The sequence below is a fragment of the Pseudomonas sp. Lz4W genome (genome assembly GCF_000346225.2).
Classification (GTDB): Bacteria; Pseudomonadota; Gammaproteobacteria; order Pseudomonadales; family Pseudomonadaceae; genus Aquipseudomonas; species Aquipseudomonas paraversuta.
This window is the reverse complement of record NZ_CP017432.1, coordinates 992,690-1,009,665: the sequence shown is the minus strand read 5'-3', so window position 1 is coordinate 1,009,665 and position 16,976 is coordinate 992,690. Positions and strand designations below refer to the sequence as shown.

General features: G+C 58.9%; 14 protein-coding genes. 8 read left to right on the top strand and 6 right to left on the bottom strand.

The features are described 5' to 3' along the window. Nucleotides 1-3: 3 nt before the first annotated feature. Nucleotides 4-921 (top strand): transcriptional regulator MetR, encoded by a 918-nt coding sequence (gene metR, locus B195_RS04850; protein ID WP_003443249.1) that lies wholly within the window; start codon nt 4-6, stop codon nt 919-921. 48 nt (nt 922-969) lie between these two features. On the opposite strand, the gene B195_RS04845 is transcribed toward metR, so the two are convergent. The 3 genes from B195_RS04845 to B195_RS04835 are packed head-to-tail and all read right to left on the bottom strand — an operon-like array spanning nt 970 to nt 2,583. Further along, nucleotides 970-1,467 carry a GNAT family N-acetyltransferase gene (locus B195_RS04845; RefSeq protein WP_037001562.1) on the bottom strand — a complete coding sequence of 166 codons (498 nt, stop codon included), beginning with the start codon at nt 1,465-1,467 and terminating at the stop codon, nt 970-972. Between the two features lie 12 nt (nt 1,468-1,479). Further along, nucleotides 1,480-2,118 (bottom strand): LysE family translocator, encoded by a 639-nt coding sequence (locus B195_RS04840; RefSeq protein ID WP_003443253.1) that lies wholly within the window; start codon nt 2,116-2,118, stop codon nt 1,480-1,482. 24 nt (nt 2,119-2,142) lie between these two features. Beyond that, the gene (locus B195_RS04835) at nt 2,143-2,583 is read right to left on the bottom strand and encodes an NUDIX domain-containing protein (protein WP_003443255.1); all 441 of its coding nucleotides are present in this window, start codon (nt 2,581-2,583) and stop codon (nt 2,143-2,145) included. A 270-nt stretch (nt 2,584-2,853) separates the two neighbouring features. Between B195_RS04835 and B195_RS04830 the strand changes: the two genes are divergently transcribed. From B195_RS04830 to B195_RS04820, 3 genes are all read left to right on the top strand, one after another. Continuing rightward, the gene (locus B195_RS04830; RefSeq protein ID WP_003443257.1) at nt 2,854-4,473 is read left to right on the top strand and encodes an FMN-binding glutamate synthase family protein; all 1,620 of its coding nucleotides are present in this window, start codon (nt 2,854-2,856) and stop codon (nt 4,471-4,473) included. Between the two features lie 15 nt (nt 4,474-4,488). Further along, nucleotides 4,489-4,773: a putative quinol monooxygenase gene (locus B195_RS04825; RefSeq protein ID WP_003443259.1), complete on the top strand. Its 285-nt coding sequence runs from the start codon at nt 4,489-4,491 to the stop codon at nt 4,771-4,773. A gap of 151 nt (nt 4,774-4,924) precedes the next feature. After that, a complete protein-coding gene (locus B195_RS04820; protein WP_003443261.1) occupies nt 4,925-6,034 on the top strand; it encodes an OpgC family protein in 1,110 nt (369 codons plus the stop codon). A 177-nt stretch (nt 6,035-6,211) separates the two neighbouring features. Here the strand turns inward: B195_RS04820 and B195_RS04815 are convergent, their stop codons facing one another. Beyond that, a complete protein-coding gene (locus tag B195_RS04815; protein WP_003443263.1) occupies nt 6,212-7,627 on the bottom strand; it encodes an amino acid permease in 1,416 nt (471 codons plus the stop codon). Between the two features lie 369 nt (nt 7,628-7,996). On the opposite strand from B195_RS04815, the gene B195_RS04810 reads away from it, so the two are divergent. The 3 genes from B195_RS04810 to B195_RS04800 all read left to right on the top strand — a co-directional run bounded on the left by B195_RS04810 (nt 7,997) and on the right by B195_RS04800 (nt 12,656). Continuing rightward, nucleotides 7,997-11,101 (top strand): transglycosylase domain-containing protein, encoded by a 3,105-nt coding sequence (locus tag B195_RS04810; RefSeq protein ID WP_037001601.1) that lies wholly within the window; start codon nt 7,997-7,999, stop codon nt 11,099-11,101. A gap of 206 nt (nt 11,102-11,307) precedes the next feature. Beyond that, entirely contained in the window at nt 11,308-11,877 is a 570-nt protein-coding gene (locus B195_RS04805) for a PadR family transcriptional regulator (RefSeq protein ID WP_003443267.1), read from the top strand. After that, on the top strand, nt 11,874-12,656 hold the full coding sequence (locus B195_RS04800) for a siderophore-interacting protein (RefSeq protein ID WP_003443268.1): 783 nt from the start codon (nt 11,874-11,876) through the stop codon (nt 12,654-12,656). Before B195_RS04805 ends, B195_RS04800 begins: the two co-directional genes overlap by 4 nt. A gap of 50 nt (nt 12,657-12,706) precedes the next feature. Here the strand turns inward: B195_RS04800 and B195_RS04795 are convergent, their stop codons facing one another. Continuing rightward, entirely contained in the window at nt 12,707-13,360 is a 654-nt protein-coding gene (locus B195_RS04795) for a Pr6Pr family membrane protein (protein ID WP_003443272.1), read from the bottom strand. A gap of 22 nt (nt 13,361-13,382) precedes the next feature. Then, nucleotides 13,383-13,613, bottom strand: a complete 231-nt coding sequence (locus B195_RS04790; protein ID WP_003443274.1) for a VF530 family DNA-binding protein — start codon at nt 13,611-13,613, stop codon at nt 13,383-13,385. A gap of 221 nt (nt 13,614-13,834) precedes the next feature. Between B195_RS04790 and B195_RS04785 the strand changes: the two genes are divergently transcribed. Further along, the gene (locus B195_RS04785) at nt 13,835-15,877 is read left to right on the top strand and encodes a TonB-dependent receptor (protein WP_003443275.1); all 2,043 of its coding nucleotides are present in this window, start codon (nt 13,835-13,837) and stop codon (nt 15,875-15,877) included. The last annotated feature ends 1,099 nt before the right edge of the window (nt 15,878-16,976 follow it).

Here is a 16,976-nt window from a genome sequence, read left to right as displayed (position 1 = left end):
ACCGTGCTGGAAATTCGTCACCTCAAAACCCTGCACGCATTACGCGAGTCCGACAGCCTGGTCGAAGCGGCTGAACGGCTGCACCTGACACAATCTGCTTTGTCCCACCAGTTCAAAGAGCTGGAAGAACGCATGGGCATGCCGCTGTTTGTGCGCAAAACCAAACCGGTCCGTTTCACCAGCGGCGGGTTGCGCCTGCTGCAACTGGCCGATGCCATGCTCCCGCTGCTGCGCGGCGCCGAGCGCGATATCGCCCGTTTGGTCGGCGGTACGGCCGGACGTTTGCACATGGCGATTGAGTGCCACAGTTGCTTCCAGTGGCTGATGCCCACCATCGATCAGTTCCGCGACGCCTGGCCCGAGGTCGAACTGGACCTGGCTTCGGGCTTTGCCTTCGCCCCCTTGCCTGCACTGGCCCGGGGCGATCTGGATCTGGTGGTTACTTCTGACCCGCAAGAGATTGCAGGGCTGACGTATGTGCCGCTGTTTACCTACGAAGCCATGTTGGCCGTTGCCAATCAGCATGCTCTGGCCAGCAAGCCGTTTATCGTACCGGAAGATTTGAGCACTGAGACTCTGATTACCTACCCGGTGGAGCGCGACCGGCTCGATATTTTCACCCGCTTTTTAGAGCCGGCAGACGTTGAACCGGCACAAGTGCGCACCTCCGAGTTGACCGTCATGATGATGCAGCTCGTAGCCAGTGGCCGTGGTGTATGCGGGATGCCGCACTGGGCCTTGCATGAATACAGCTCGCGCGGCTACGTGAAAGCCAAGCGCCTCGGTGAGAAAGGGTTGTTTGCCACGCTCTACGCGGCGGTACGTGCCGATATGCTCGACGCCCCTTATATGCGCGACTTTTTGCTGACGGCCAAAGACACATCCTTCTCGACCCTGGACGGGGTGAGTGCCGTTCGCTGAACCTGTACAACCTGCGGGAGCAAGCTCGCTCCTGCAGGGGCGGGTCGCTTATACCAGCCGGCGCATATGCACCCGGTCGTAATACTCCTCCCCCACCCGGATCGCGCAATCTTCAAGCCCCGACTGTTCAAACCCGCAGCGGTGATACAAGGCCAGCGCCGCTGGACTGTTGGCGCTCACGCTCAGTTGCAGCACTTTTATTTCGGGCTCCTGCTCTGCCATGGACAACACTGCCTGCACCAGGTGCTCGCCCAGCCCCTGCCCGCGAAAGCCCCCGGATACGTACAAGCCAAACAGCGTGGCCTGATGCCGGGCGTCTTCCCACGGCTCGAAAGCCAGACCCACTACCCCCACCAGCCGGTCATCGACAAAGGCGCCGAACAGCGCGCTCAATTCATCATCCAGCTGTGCTTGCCACCAACTCAGTGGCAACTTTTCACGGTTTGACAGGCTGGAAACAAAAGCCTCGGGGTGCAGCGCGTAGGCCTCCAGCAGTAACTGGCGATACGCACTGGCGTGTGAGGGATCAAGCAGTTCTATAGCCATATCGGGGCCCAATCATAGGGTTTTACGTTGTTCCAGCATCAATTTTACCGCCAGACCGGCCAGTACAAAGCCCATGACATAACGCTGGACAGCCAGCCACAGCGGATTACGCACAAACCAGAAGGCAATGCCTGAAGCAAACAGCGCAATCAACAGGTTCACGGTGAAACTGACGCTGATCTGGGTCAGGCCCAACAGCAGGCTCTGGGTAAACATCGAACCATGCTCGGGGCTGATGAATTGCGGGAACACCGACAGGTAAAACACCGCGACCTTGGGGTTCAGGACGCTGGTCATAAACCCCATCAGCACCAGTTTGGGCGATGAGTCCGGCGCCAGCTCCTGCGCTTCAAAAGGCGAGCGGGCACCCGGCTTGAGCGCCTGCCACGCCATCCACAGCAGATACAGGGCCCCCGCCCACTTCAAGACCTCATAGGCCATTGGTACTGCTAAAAATACCGCTGTCAGCCCGGCTGCGGCGGCAAACATGTGCACCAAAAAACCTGCGACCACACCGACCAATGAGGTCACCCCCGCTTTTCGCCCCTGACAGATCGAGCGCGAAATCAGGTAAATCATGTTTGGCCCCGGCGTCAAAACCATCAGCAAACACGCCGCAGCGAAAATCAGCAGGTCTTGAGCAGGAATCATGGTCAGTCCTTGTCAGAAAAGGAATCAGGCTGAGGTCAGCATGGTGTCGCGATAAAACGGCAGGATCAGGTCTCGGGTCAAGGGAGCCAATATCAGCCCGCCATCACCCTGCGGATCGATCCACTGCACTTCTTCAATCTCGGCGGCGGGCGCCACTGACTGCTGGATATGCAGCAGAAACAGCTCGGCCTGCACTTCAAATCCCGGCTCATTGACCGCCGGTGCCGAAAAGTGGCCCAGGTAGGTGGCATTGGCCGGATCAATCTTTAATGCCAGCTCTTCTTCCAGTTCACGGGCCAGGGCAGCGATCGGCTGCTCGTGGGGTTCGATCTTGCCACCCGGCTGCATAAACGCCAGGGTGCCGCGCTTGCGCACCAGCAGGGTTCGGCCATCGGGACCGATCAGCAGAGCAGCAGCAATACGGATGATGTCAGGGGTTGCGGTGCAGCGTTCAGAAGACGTCACAAGAATCGGCCAGCAGCGTAGAAAGAGCGCGAAGGATCACATGGCTTGGCGCCCATGCAAAGACACAGATGCCGCGCATAACCGAACCCTCTGTATGGACATTTGCCGTCTTTAAGACACTAAGCCCCGTTCAATGGGTAAGATGCCTTGTCAGCAAACCTCCAGTCCAGAGAGGGAGCCGACTGCTACAGCTGTATCGCCGGGGGTTTACCGCCCCGTTTTTTCTGTTCGACGCCCGCCTGAACAGACAAGCCTGAAACAGGAAACCCTATGAGCCTGTCACTGCTAAGCCGCTATGCGTTTTTTGCCTTCTGCGTGATTTTCACTCTCGCCAGCCTGCCATTTATGCACTACGAGTGGTTATGGCCATTCACCACCGTGACCCTTATCTTGAGCGTGCTGGGGATTTTCGACCTGCTGCAAAGCCCCCACGCGGTGCGCCGTAACTATCCGATCCTGGGCAATATCCGCTATCTGGTGGAGGCTATCCGCCCGGAGATCCGCCAGTACCTGCTGGAGTCCGACAGCGACGCACTGCCCTTCTCGCGGGCGCAACGCTCCCTGGTCTATTCCCGCGCCAAGAACGAAAGCGCCGACAAACCTTTTGGCACCCTGGTTGACGTGTACCAGCCCGGCTTCGAATTTATCGGCCACTCCATGCGCCCGGCACCGCTCACCGACCCCGCCAGCTTCCGCATCATCATCGGTGGCCCGCAATGCACCCAGCCGTACTCGGCCTCCATCTTCAATATTTCGGCGATGAGTTTTGGCTCGCTGAGTGCCAATGCCATTCGCGCGCTGAACCAGGGCGCCAAGCTCGGTAACTTTGCCCACGATACCGGCGAAGGCAGCATCAGTTCCTACCACCGTGAAAACGGCGGTGACCTGACCTGGGAACTGGGCAGCGGCTACTTCGGCTGCCGTACCTCTGACGGTCGATTCGATCCCGAGCGCTTTGCCGAACAGGCCCGCACCCCGCAAGTACGGATGATCGAAATCAAAATGAGCCAGGGTGCCAAACCGGGCCATGGCGGTATTCTGCCCAAGCACAAGGTCACCCCGGAAATTGCCGAAACCCGCGGCGTCCCCATGGGCGAAGATTGCATCTCGCCTTCGCGCCACAGTGCATTTTCAACACCACTGGAACTGATGCAATTCATCGCCCAGTTACGTGAGCTATCCGGTGGCAAGCCTGTCGGCTTCAAGTTCTGCCTGGGCCATCCGTGGGAGTTCATGGGGATTGCCAAGGCCATGCTCGAAACCGGCATCCTCCCCGACTTTATCGTCATCGATGGCAAGGAAGGCGGTACCGGCGCCGCCCCGGTGGAGTTCACCGACCACATCGGCGCGCCGATGCGCGAAGGCTTGCTGTTCGTCCACAACACCTTGGTGGGCTTGAACCTGCGGGACAAAATCAAGCTGGGAGCCAGCGGCAAGATTGTCAGCGCCTTCGACATTGCCAGCGTGCTGGCCATTGGCGCCGACTGGGCCAACTCGGCCCGGGGCTTCATGTTTGCCGTCGGCTGCATTCAGTCGCAATCGTGCCACACCAACAAATGCCCGACCGGCGTCGCCACTCAAGACCCTCTGCGCCAGCGTGCGCTGGTGGTACCGGACAAGGCGCAGCGGGTGTTGCAGTTCCACACCAACACCCTCAAGGCACTGGCCGAAATGCTCGCGGCAGCAGGCCTGGAACACCCGGCACAACTCTCGGCCAAACACCTGGTGCGCCGTGTCTCGGCCACCGAAATCAAACTGTTCTCGCAACTGCACGTGTTCCTCAAACCCGGCGAGTTGCTGACCGGCGAGATCAATGGCGAGTTCTATTCGCGCATGTGGCAAATGGCCCGGGCCGACAGCTTTGAACCCAATGAAATTGCCGCAGCCTGACCAGGACTGATCAACATGTTGAAAGTGATTGCCGAAGACTTCATCAAGCACGAACACCTTGAAACTGTGCGCCCGTGGTACGCCGAGCTGGTGGAAAAAACCCGCCTGGAGCCTGACTGCATCGCTTACGACTTGTATGTGGATCACCAGGATCCGGGGCATTTTATTTTTGTCGAGCAATGGCCCGATCAGGCCGCTCTGAATGCTCACTGCCAAAGTGAGCATTTCAGGCGGTTGGTGCCGCAGATCAATGCATGCCAGTCGCAGGAATGCAGGTTTATGTTCATGAATGCCTTTTGACGACACCAACCTGTGGCCCTTGAGATATTCTGCAATATCCAACCTTTGCAATTAGCTACCAATACCCGCACCCTGCGCGCCGCCGATGTACGGCGCGCATCATCTGTTACGCGCGCCGGTCTTAATTCAACCTTTCGTTTGAGTACTCACCGTGACGATTAACGGACGCGACCACCGCATCGATTTCTTTCGCGGGCTGGCGCTGATCTTTATCTTCTGGGATCACATCCCGCACAACCCGTTGGCCGAACTGACCGTGCGTAATTTCGGCCTCAGTGATGCCGCAGAAATCTTTGTCTTCCTGGCCGGTTATGCCGCGGTACTGGCCTACGGAAAAATCGCACAGCGTGACGGCCTGCTGATCGCCGGAGTAAAAATCCTGCGCCGCGCCTGGGTGCTGTATGTGGTGCATATTTTCTTGCTCGCGGTGCTGATGGGCATCGTGTTCTTTGCCAACAGCCATGTAGAGACCCGGGATCTGGTGCAAGAGATGGGCTTGCAGTATTTCCTGAGCAACCCGCAACAGGCACTGACCGACGAGCTGCTCCTGCGTTTCAAACCCAACCTGATGGACCCGCTGCCGCTGTATATCGTGCTGTTGCTGGGCTTGCCGCTGGTGCTGCCGATGTTGCTGCGCAAAGCCCGATACGTGTTGGCCGTGTCGTTCGCGCTGTACTTGCTGGCACCGGTGTGGAACTTCGCGGCCCAGGAAGGCGGCGTGTGGTTCTTTAACCCGATGGCCTGGCAATTCCTGTTCATTCTGGGGGGCGCGGCTGCGCTTCACGGACAACAAGGCAAGGCGCCTGAAACTCGAGCGTTGTCGCATCAACCCCTGTTTATGACGGCTGTGGTGTACCTGTTGCTCACAGGTCTGCTGGCGTTGTCATGGAAGTGGCCTCAGTTGCACGACGCAGTCATGCCGCCATGGCTGGGGGAATACCTGTATCCGATCAGCAAGACCAATCTCTCGCCGGTTCGCTTGCTGCACTTTCTGGCGCTGGCTTACGTGGTTGCCAGGTTGGTGCCCCACAGTGGCTGGCTGAACAACTGGTTCGCCCGGCAAACCTGCCGCATGGGTCGCTACTCTCTGGAAGTGTTTTGTCTGGGGGTGATTCTGGCGCCGCTGGCCGACATGCTGAATGCACTGGGGGGGGACGTCATGGTGATGCAGATTTTTAGCGCCCTGATGGGCGTGGGAATCATGGCCGTGCTGGCCGCATGGCTGGACTGGAACAAGCGCCTGGCCCGACCTGCCAAGTAAGCAGCACTGTGGGAGCTGGCTTGCCAGGTAAGCAGCACTGTGGGAGCTGGCTTGGCAGATAAGCAGCACTGTGGGAGCTGGCTTGCCAGCGATGCAATCACTTCGGTTTAACGGATTGACCGAGGTGATTGCAGCGCGAGCAAGCTCGCTACTGCAGAATGAGCGGTGCAGGGGGAGTTAACTACGGACCGCTGGCGATGTTGTCTGGGTCGGCTGCAGCTTGAACACGTAGAACAGCACCGTCAGCAGAATCAGGAACGCCGGGCCCACGAACAGGGCGATCCGGGTTTCCTCGAAGTAGGCCATCAGCCCTACAACCATCAGCAAGAATCCCAAAGCGGCGTATGAACTGTAAGGGTACAGCCACATGCGGTACTTCAGGCCGGCGGCTTCTTCAGGGCTCAGACTTTTACGGAAGCGCAGTTGAGCCAGCAGGATCATCAGCCAGGTCCAGATCGCACCAAAGGTCGCAATCGCAGTCACCCACACGAACACTTGTCCGGGCGCCAGGTAGTTAAGCAATACGCCCATCAGCAACACCGCAATCGACAACAGCAATGCCTGACGCGGCACACCATTTTTCGAGGTGGTGCCGAAGTTGGCCGGGGCCTGACCGTTTTGCGCGAGGCTGTAGAGCATGCGGCCCGTGCTGAAAATACCGCCGTTGCACGATGACAGTGCTGCCGTAATCACCACGAAGTTGATGATGCCTGCCGCTGTCTTGATACCCAGACGCTCGAAGGTCATCACAAACGGGCTGCCCGAGGTGCCGATTTCGTTCCACGGGTAGATCGACAGAATCACAAACAGCGCGCCGACGTAGAACAGCAAAATGCGCCAGAACACCGAACCGATCGCGCTCGGGATAGTCTTTTGCGGGTTCTTGGCTTCACCGGCAGTCAGGCCGATCATTTCCACACCAAGGTAGGCGAACATCACCATTTGCAGGGACATCAGCACGCCCTGGATGCCATTGGGCAAGAAGCCGCCATGGGTCCAGAGATTGGAAATACCCAACGCTACGCCATTGTTGCCAAAGCCGAACGCGATAATGCCGATGCCGCCGATCACCATCGCAATGATGGTGACGATCTTGATCAGAGCAAACCAGAATTCAAACTCGCCGAAGGCTTTGACTGCAATCAGGTTGATCGAGCCCATGCTGATCAGCGCAGCCAGCGCCCAGATCCAGCGCGGGACATCGGGAAACCAGACACCCATGTACACCGCCACCGCGGTGATTTCGGCAACGCAGGTCACCAGCCACAGGAACCAGTAGTTCCAGCCGGTCAGAAATCCGGCCAATGGCCCCAGGTAATCCTGGGCGTAGCGACTGAACGAGCCGGCTACCGGGTTGTGCACGGCCATTTCGCCGAGTGCGCGCATGATCACCAGAATGGCCAGGCCACCGATGATGTAAGACAGCATGATGGCCGGGCCGGCCATTTCAATTGCTTTGGCCGAGCCCAGAAACAGGCCGACACCGATGCAGGCGCCAAGGGCCATCAGGCGAATGTGGCGTTCGCCCAGCTCGCGCTTGAGCGGACCGCCTTGTGCGGTTTCACCGTGGGGCTGGTGGTTGCCGACTGGCATAAAAGTACAACCTCGTATTGTTTTTGGATGTGCATCAACTGAGCGCTCGACCAAACCGGGTGAGTGACCTGGCTTGCCTCTTGATCGGCCCTGACCTTGTAGGTCGATGGACCAAAAGGGAAATGCCCTGTTGAGATCGGCGGCGAGTATTGCATAGGGCTGGTGCACAGTCATGCCCCGTTCCAAGACCTGTTTTGCTGCTTGAAGGCTCTAGTCCTGCACTTTAGGACTAATACCACTTAACACTTGGGTAACGGCCAGGGTCGCAAAATTCTGTTCACTTCCACGGCACAAATCTTTTCGCCTGCTTGCGTCAGCGTCTACGCTTCATTCAAGCGCAGCCAATATGCGCATCTGGATCTGCAAACTATGGGCGTACTGTGGCATTCCAATTCCAATAAAACCGCAGAGCCATCAACGACAATGGCGGAACCTGTGCCCCAACCAGAAAAGGGCAAATCGGGGCGCTATGGCTGGGGTTTATTCTGGCTCCTGGTGTTAATCACACTGATCGTCTGCGGGTTTGCCATTGCCAACGAAGTGCGCACTTCAAAACTCCAGGCCCGGGAGTTCAGCCGTTTTGCTGCGTCCCTGAGCTACTCGATGCATGCAGGTCCCACAGACTCGATCCGCTATCCCGGAACAGGCCCTTTCGACCAGCGCCTGGGCTACAGCGCCCTGGGTGATTTCCTGCCGCGTCTGTTAAAGCGTGACTACATAATCGCTGAGCAAACCCGCTTCTCCCCTGAGCTCCTCAGCTACAGCGAGAAAGGATTTTTCGTGCCCTACGCCGAAAAAATCCAGGCCGGGCTGTCTATCACCGACTGTGCCGGCAGCCCCCTGTACCAGTACGATTACCCGCAGCATCTGTACTCCAGCTTTGCGAGTATTCCGCCACTGATGGTTCACAGCCTGCTGTTTATTGAAAACCGCGACCTGCTGGACCCAAAACTGCCAATGGCCAACCCTGCGGTCGACTGGCCGCGTTTCGCCATGGCGGCATACTCTCAAGTGGCCAAACTGTTGCACTTGCCCGGCCAGTCGGCAGGGGGCAGCACCCTGGCCACACAACTCGAAAAATACCGCCACTCTCCGGATGGTTTGACGTTGTCCGGTGGCGAAAAGCTGCGGCAAATGATTTCAGCCAGCGTGCGGGCTTATCAGGGTGGTCCGCAAACACTGGAAGCACGCCAGAAAGTGGTACGCGACTACCTCAACAGCGTGCCGCTTTCCGCGGTACCCGGCCACGGCGAAGTGCATGGTATGGCTGAGGGTCTGCGCGTGTGGTACGGCGCCGACTTCAATCAGGTCAATCAACAGTTGAGCAGCCCCGCTACTGACCCAAAAAGCCTGGCAGATAAAGGCCTGGCGCTGCGCGAGGTGCTGTCGCTGATGATTGCCCAGCGTCGCCCGTCACATTATTTGACCAAGGGCCGCGATGAACTGGCGCAACTGACCGACAGCCACATACGATTGCTTGCGCAGAGCAATGTGATCGATCCCGCACTGACAACCGCCGCCCTGGCCAGCCGCGTGACCTACCGCGACTGGCAACAGGCGCCGACGATTCAACCCGTCGAAACCAACAAGGGCATCAGCCTCGCCCGCAGTCGGCTATCGGTCCTGCTCAAGCGCCCGCTCTATGATCTCGATCGCCTTGACCTGTCAGCCACCAGCACCTTGCAGGGTGATTTGCAGCAGCAGGCCAGTGACTACCTGCGCAAACTGGCTGACCCCGTGTTTGCCGGCAAGCTGGGTCTGTTGGGCCCGAGCTTGCTGACGCCAACCAGTACCGCGCAAGTGCGTTACAGCTTCACTCTGTTTGAACTCACCCCCGATGGCGCGCGCGCGCGGGTGCAGACCGACAGCACCGACCAACCCTTTGATATCAATGAAGGCAGCAAGCTGGAGCTGGGTTCAACCGCCAAACTGCGGGTCATGACCACCTACCTGCAAATCATTTCCGAGCTGCATGAGCGTTATGCCAGCCAGTCGAGCGCCGACCTGAAAAAAATCCAGATTACCGATCAAGACCCTCTGACTCGCTGGGCCCTGGCCTACATGATCCAGAACCCCGGCGCCAGCCTCGCCAAAATGCTCGATGCGGCTCTGGACCGGCAGTATTCAGCCAACCCCGGGGAAGGTTTCTTTACCGGGGGCGGCATGCATCACTTCCACAACTTCCGCAATCAGGACAACAACCGCAGCCCCTCCCTGCGGGACGCGATACGGGAATCGATCAACCTGCCGTTCGTGCGCCTTATGCGCGATGTGGTGCGCTACACCTCTTACCAGGCACCCAGCAACAATGCCGAATTGCTTCGCGATGACCAGAACCCGCGCCGGCAGGAATACCTGAGCCGCTTCGCCGACCGCGAAGGTACGACCTACATGCTCAAGTTCTGGAAAAAATACAAAGGCAAGGATTCCAAGGCGCGCCTGGAGACCTTTCTCGACAGCATGCACCCCACCGCCATTCGCATGTCCGCGGTGCACCGCTATCTGTTCCCCCATGCTGAGCAGGCCACGTTCAACAGGTTCGTACGTTCGCACCTCAGCAGCGACAAGATCACCGACGAACGTCTGGCCAGGCTTTACCAAGGCTATGGCCCCGGCACCTACGACCTGCCGGACCAGGGCTACATTGCCAAAGTCCATCCACTGGATCTGTGGCTGCTGGGCTATCTGCTGAACAATCCCCAGGCCACCTTCCAGCAAGCAATAGCCGCCAGTGAATTCGAGCGTCAGGAAGTCTACAGCTGGCTGTTTAAAAGCAAGCACAGAAGCGCCCGGGACAGCCGGATTCGCACCATGCTGGAAATCGAAGCCTTCCTTGATATTCACCAGCGCTGGCAACAGGTGGGCTACCCGTTCGACCATCTGGTACCGTCCCTCGCCACAGCACTGGGCAGTTCCGGTGACCGTCCGGCAGCGCTCTCGGAGCTGATGGGGATCATCCTTAACGATGGCGTCCGTTTGCCGGTGTTGCGCATTGATACCCTGCATTTCGCCGCAGATACGCCGTACGAAACCCGCCTGGTAAACGATCCCGACAAAGGGGTCCGGGTGATGCCCAGCGAAGTTGCCAGCGCACTGCGCGATGCCCTGTCCCAAGTGGTGGATGCAGGTACGGCGCGACGCGTATCGGGCAGCTTCAAACTGGACAATGGCACCCCGCTGGCCATGGGCGGCAAAACCGGTACCGGTGACAACCGGATCGAAAGCATGGGGGCTGGCGGACGAATCCTCAGTTCCAAATCAATCAACCGCACCGCCACTTTCGTGTTTTACATCGGCGACCATCATTTCGGCACCTTGACCGCCTTCGTACCCGGGCGCTCGGCCGAAGCCTTCAAGTTCACCTCGGCATTGCCGGTGCAAGTGCTCAAGGGCATGGCGCCCATTCTCACCCCTTACCTGCAACCCGGCACCCACACCCTGTGCCAGATCCCGAAACCCGCACAAACCCTCTGACCCCCTCTTCTCCTGTAGGAGCGAGCTTGCTCGCGAGCTCTTCTGCAAGATCGCGCAAAGCTCGCTCCTGCAGTTCATCATCAATTCGTAGCCGGCTCGCCACCGGGACGCGAGTGTTGAGAATCATTACCGTTCGTCTACTGCACTTGCGCTCTTCTTAAGATATATCTTAAGTTGTATCTAACTTGCAGAGAGGACTAAGAGAAATGAGAGAACATCATCCCCATCACCGCGACCATGGCGCGGGCCCGGACAGTTTCGAAAAACGCTCAGGCCGCGAACGCGGTGGCCGCGGCCCACGGGTATTTGCACCTGGCGATTTGAAATTGCTGCTGCTGGCCCTGATTGCCGAGCAGCCTTGCCACGGCTACGACCTGATCCGCCAGATCGAAACCATGTTCGACGGCGCCTATAGCCCCAGCCCCGGTGTGATCTACCCGACCCTGACCTTCCTTGAAGAAAGCGAAATGATCCAGGGCGATGCTGAGGGCGGGAAAAAACGCTATTGCGTGACCGACCTGGGTCGCCAGTCCCTGACGGATCAGGCCATTGCCCTGGATGGCGTGCGTATGCGCATCGAGGTCAGCAAGCGCTCACTGCGCGGCCATGATCGTCCGGCAGAAATCCACGAAGCGGTGCACAACCTGCGCCACGCCCTGCAAATGCATCACGGTCGCTGGAGCCCGGCAGAAATTGTGCGGGTCCGCGATTTGCTCAACAACACTGCCAAAGCCATAGTCGACGGCCCTGTTACCGCACAGGAGGATGCTCAATGAATACCGCTGATACCCGGACCATTCACCGGGTCACCCACGAAATCAAACGTCGTAAACTTGAAGTGCTGCGGGTGGTCGACCTGACCCCGCGCATGCGCCGCATCACCCTGGGTGGCCCTGAGCTCACAGGCTTTATCAGCCTGGGCAGCGACGACCACGTCAAACTGTTTTTCCCGCAGACCGCCGAGGAACTGGCGACCCTGGAAAATCTGGAATTGAGTGCAGGCATGAAGAGCAAGACCATGCCACCGATGCGCGACTACACCCCGCGTCGCTATGACCTGGACACACTTGAGCTGGACATCGATTTTGTTTTGCACGGTGACGGCCCGGCAGCCACCTGGGCGGCTCAGGCCAGCCCGGGGCAATCGTTGTATATCGGGGGTCCGCGGGGCTCGATGGTAGTACCGGACATGTTCGACAGCTACTTGCTGATCGGCGACGAAACCGCGTTGCCAGCAATTGCCAGGCGCCTGGAAGAACTGCCCGCCAATCGTCGCGCCCTGGTGGTGGTCGAGGTGGAGAACGCCGCTGAAGAGCAGGCTTTGAACAGCGCAGCCTCAGTGGAAGTGATCTGGGTTCACCGCGACGGCTCAAACAACTTGCTGGAGATCGTCGAAGGACTGAGCGTTCCACAAGGCAAGCTCTATGCCTGGGTCGCTACCGAAACAGCGTTGTCGCGCAAAGTGCGCAGAGTGTTGCTGGATAGCCACGGGCTGGATGAAGAATTCGTCAAGGCTGCAGGCTACTGGCGGCTGGACAGCAGTTCAGAAGAATAGCCCTGCCTGACCTGCAGGAGCGAGCGCTTCCAGGCACCATCAGCTCGCTCCTACAACAACAGGGTTGTTCGGCCGCGCCAGCGATCCAGCCCCACGACAACCAGCGCCACCAGCACAAACCCCGCCAGAATCCCGCAGGCATTTACGAACACCTGTGCATAACCAAGGGTTTCAACGTCAACAAACGGATACGGGTACGTGCCCAGCAAGTGACCGCGCAACAGGATGTAGGCGAAATACAGCGCGGGGTACAAAACCCATAGCCCGATATGGCTCAGGCGCAGCGACCCTTTGGGTACGCAGAACCACCAGTACAACGTGAACAGCACCGGCATTACGTCGTGCAGCACTTCATTGGCCAGCCATTGCAGGCCCTGCGGTTGCCAGAGCTGGCGCAGCAGCAGGCTATACGCCACACCCACCACGATAATGCTCACGGCAATGCCGCTGCTGACCCAGGGCTGCAGGAAAAACCCCTTGCCTGTGGCATTTCGCGTGCCAGCGGCAAAGGTCAACACTGTCGCGGCCAGGGTGTTGCTGAGGATGGTGAAAAAACTGAAGTAGGCCACCAGCCCCCCCACCAGACTCGCTCCCGATGTCCAGCGCGCAAACAGCACCAGATCAAGCTGAATGGCCAGCCCGATCCATCCCAGTATCGCCACCAGTCTGCATAGCATGCGCTGCCGGGCTTCGCTCAATCCCATCGCGGTTGCGTTCATGGGTCTGTCAAAGTTCGCGTTTGGTACGGGCGTATTTCACATACAGCTTTTCGACCTTTTCCCGCGCCCAGGGCGTTTTACGCAAGAAGGTCAGACTCGACTTGATGCTCGGGTCGCTCTTGAAGCAGCGAATATCAATGCGCTCGGCCAGCCCTTCCCACTCGTAATGCGCCACCAGCGCAGTGAGGATCTGTTCCAGCGTCACGCCGTGCAATGGGTTGTTGTTGGGTTCAGTCATGCCGAGCCTTTTAAGCAATAGAGGAAAGTCGCGCACCTTAGCCGAGCACCTGCTCAGGGGGAAGAGCATTCGCTATGCAGCCAGTCTAGCGGTGACCTGACGGCCAAATGAAAGTTCCGCTTGGCGACCATTAAAGCAATGTTATATTGTAACTATAACTTGCCACTCAAAGAGCGCTCAGCGCCCCCTGTCCTCCCCTGCCCCTTGCCAAGGAACCTGCAATGTCCGCCCCTGCTTTCCCACGTAACCTGCGACGCCTGCGCCTGCGCCTGACGCCGCTGGCCACCGCACTGCTCATCGCCTCCCCGGCCTATGCCCTCGAACTGCAACCCCAAGTGATTACCGGCAATCCTCTGGGCAGCAGCCAGCTGGCCTCGCCGACCACGGTGCTGGAGGGCGACGACCTGACCCTGCAACAGCAAGGCAGCCTGGGGGAAACCCTGAACAAACAGCCCGGCGTGTCTTCGTCCTACTTCGGCCCGGGCGCCAGCCGACCAATCATTCGCGGACTGGATGGCGACCGGATCCGCATCCTGCGCAATGGTGTCGGCGCGCTGGATGCCTCGTCGCTGTCATACGACCACGCGGTGCCACTGGACCCGGTCAATGTTGAGCGGATCGAAATCGTCCGTGGCCCGGCGGCTCTACTCTATGGCGGCAATGCCATCGGCGGCGTGGTCAACACCTTCGACAACCGCATCCCGACTGAAGCCATCGACGGAATTCATGGCGCCGGTGAACTGCGTTATGGCGGCGCCGCAACCACCCGCAGCAGTGCAGGCAAACTGGAAGCTGGCGATGGCACTTTCGCCTTGCACCTGGATGCCAACGCCCGCGAGTTCAATGACCTGAAAATTCCGGGCGAGGCCCGCAGCCGGCACGCCCCGCAAAGTGACGACGACGATAATAAAAGGGGCCGCCTGGGTAACAGTAACGGCCGTCAGGATGGCGGTGCCTTGGGCGGTTCCTACACCTGGGATGACGGTTACGCCGGGTTGTCCTACAGCACTTACGACGCCAATTACGGCTCGCCTGCAGAGCAGGACGTACGCATCCGCATGAAGCAGGACCATTACGCTTTCGCCTCGGAAATACGCAACCTGCAAGGGCCGTTCAGCGCCCTGAAACTGAATGCCGGGTACACCGATTACGAGCATCGCGAAATCGAAGGGGGTGAAGTGGGTACCACCTTCAAGAACAAGGGCTACGAAGCCCGGGTCGAAGCCCGTCACCTGCCGCTCGGGCCGTTGAACGGGGTGATCGGCGCGCAGGCCAATCGCAACGAATTCTCGGCGCTGGGCGAGGAAGCTTTCGTGCCGCAGACCGACACCAACAGCGGCGCGCTGTTTATTCTCGAAGAACTGCAGGCCACTGACAGGCTGAAACTCAGCCTCGGCGGGCGCCTGGAACATACCGTGGTGGACCCGGATGCCAAGGGTAACGAGCGTTTTTCTGCCGCTGACAGTTCCAAAAGCTTCACCGCCGCCAGCCTGTCGTCAGGCGCCGTGTTTACCCTCACCCCCATTTGGTCGCTGGCCGCCACCCTCGGCTACACCGAACGCGCACCGACCTTCTACGAGCTTTACGCCAACGGTGCCCACGTTGCCACCGGCACCTATGAGGTGGGCAACGCCAGTCTGTCCAAAGAAAAAGCCGTGTCCAGCGACCTGGCCCTGCGCTTTGACAACGGCACCCACAAAGGCAGCTTCGGCGTGTTTTACAGCCACTTCTCCAATTACATCGGCCTGCTGGGTACAGGTCGCACCCTGAACGACGAAGGTCAGCCCGATGCGGACGGCATACCGGAGTACACCTACTCCGGAGTACGGGCTCGTTTCACAGGTTTCGAAGCCAAGGATCATTGGACGCTCGGGGAAAGTGCCTACGGCAAGTTCGCACTTGAACTGTCGGGTGACTACACCCGCGCCACCAACCTCGACACCGGTGAAGCCTTGCCACGAATCGCCCCGCTGCGCCTGAGCAGTGGCCTGCTGTGGGAGCTGGATCGCTGGCAGGCACGGATCGATGTCGAACATGCCAGCAATCAGGGGCGAGTTCCGGCCAATGAGTCCGGTACCGACGGCTACACCACCCTGGGCGCCAGTGCCGGCTATCACTTTGATGTGGGCAGCAGCCAATGGCTGGCGTTCGTCAAAGGCGACAACCTAACCAACCAGACAGTGCGTTATGCCAGCTCGATTTTGCGTGATATTGCCCCTGCTCCGGGGCGAGGGATAGAGGTCGGCCTGCGTACCACCTTCTAGCGCTCTCGCCTCTGTACCCAATCTTGTGGGAGCCGGCTTGCCGGCGATGGCTGTACTAGGGTCACCTGCATCGCTGGCAAGCCAGCTCCCACCATTCAAACATGAGGCAAAAAGCCCCTGGGCCGAACGGGCGAAGCGCACTGTTACCGAAAATAATCCATGCCACTTAGTGCCCAATCTCCTGTGGGAGCCGGCTTGCCGGCGATGACTGCACTGCACCTGTGCAGGGAAACAGCATTCCCTGCATCGCTGGCAAGCCAGCTCCCACCATTCAAACATGAGGCAAAAAGCCCCTGGGCCGAACGGGCGCTGCGCACTGATACCGAAAATGATCCATGCCACTTAGTGCCCAATCCTTTGGGAGCCGGCTTGCCGGCGATGGCTGCACTGCGCTTGCGCAGGCAAACAGGGTCGCCTGCATCGCTGGCAAGCCAGCTCCCACCATTCAAACATGAGGCCAAAAACCCCTGGTACGAACGGGCGCTGCGCACTGTTACCGAAAATGATCCATGCCACTTAATGCCCAATCTCCTGTGGGAGCCGGCTTGCCGGCGATGGCTGTACTGCGCTTGCGCAGGAAAACAGCGTCGCCTGCATCGCTGGCAAGCCAGCTCCCACCACTCAAACATGAGGCAAAAAGCCCCTGGGCCGAGCGGGCGCAGCGCACTGTTACCGAAAATGACCCATGCCACTTAATGCCCAATCTCCTGTGGGAGCCGGCTTGCCGGCGATGGCTGCACCGCGCTTGCGCAGGGAAACAGGGTCGCCTGCATCGCTGGCAAGCCAGCTCCCACATTCAAACATGAGGCAAAAAGCCTCTGGGCCGAACGATTGCAGCGCACTGTTACTGAATCAGAAATGATCCATGTCACCAGTGCCCAAGCCAGCTCCCACCCTTAAATATCCATTTGCGCCCCGCCCGGGGCCTTATTATTTCGACGCTTCTCAATAAAAATCTGGTCCGCATATACCGCTATCCGCCTCAAACATGAGGCAAAAAGCCTCTGGGACGAACGGTCGCAGCACACTGTTACCGAATCAGAAATGATCCATGTCACTTAAAGTGCTGTTTCTAAACGTTTCGGGGCTTTATCATTTC

Excerpts from the sequence above, each read along its gene's own strand:
- B195_RS04845 (WP_037001562.1), bottom strand. The coding sequence starts at position 1,467 with ATGGCTATAGAACTGCTTGATCCCTCACACGCCAGTGCGTATCGCCAG.
- B195_RS04840 (WP_003443253.1), bottom strand. The coding sequence starts at position 2,118 with ATGATTCCTGCTCAAGACCTGCTGATTTTCGCTGCGGCGTGTTTGCTG.
- B195_RS04830 (WP_003443257.1), top strand. The coding sequence starts at position 2,854 with ATGAGCCTGTCACTGCTAAGCCGCTATGCGTTTTTTGCCTTCTGCGTG.
- B195_RS04825 (WP_003443259.1), top strand. The coding sequence starts at position 4,489 with ATGTTGAAAGTGATTGCCGAAGACTTCATCAAGCACGAACACCTTGAA.
- B195_RS04815 (WP_003443263.1), bottom strand. The coding sequence starts at position 7,627 with ATGCCAGTCGGCAACCACCAGCCCCACGGTGAAACCGCACAAGGCGGT.
- B195_RS04810 (WP_037001601.1), top strand. The coding sequence starts at position 7,997 with ATGGGCGTACTGTGGCATTCCAATTCCAATAAAACCGCAGAGCCATCA.
- B195_RS04805 (WP_003443267.1), top strand. The coding sequence starts at position 11,308 with ATGAGAGAACATCATCCCCATCACCGCGACCATGGCGCGGGCCCGGAC.
- B195_RS04800 (WP_003443268.1), top strand. The coding sequence starts at position 11,874 with ATGAATACCGCTGATACCCGGACCATTCACCGGGTCACCCACGAAATC.
- B195_RS04795 (WP_003443272.1), bottom strand. The coding sequence starts at position 13,360 with ATGGGATTGAGCGAAGCCCGGCAGCGCATGCTATGCAGACTGGTGGCG.
- B195_RS04790 (WP_003443274.1), bottom strand. The coding sequence starts at position 13,613 with ATGACTGAACCCAACAACAACCCATTGCACGGCGTGACGCTGGAACAG.
- B195_RS04785 (WP_003443275.1), top strand. The coding sequence starts at position 13,835 with ATGTCCGCCCCTGCTTTCCCACGTAACCTGCGACGCCTGCGCCTGCGC.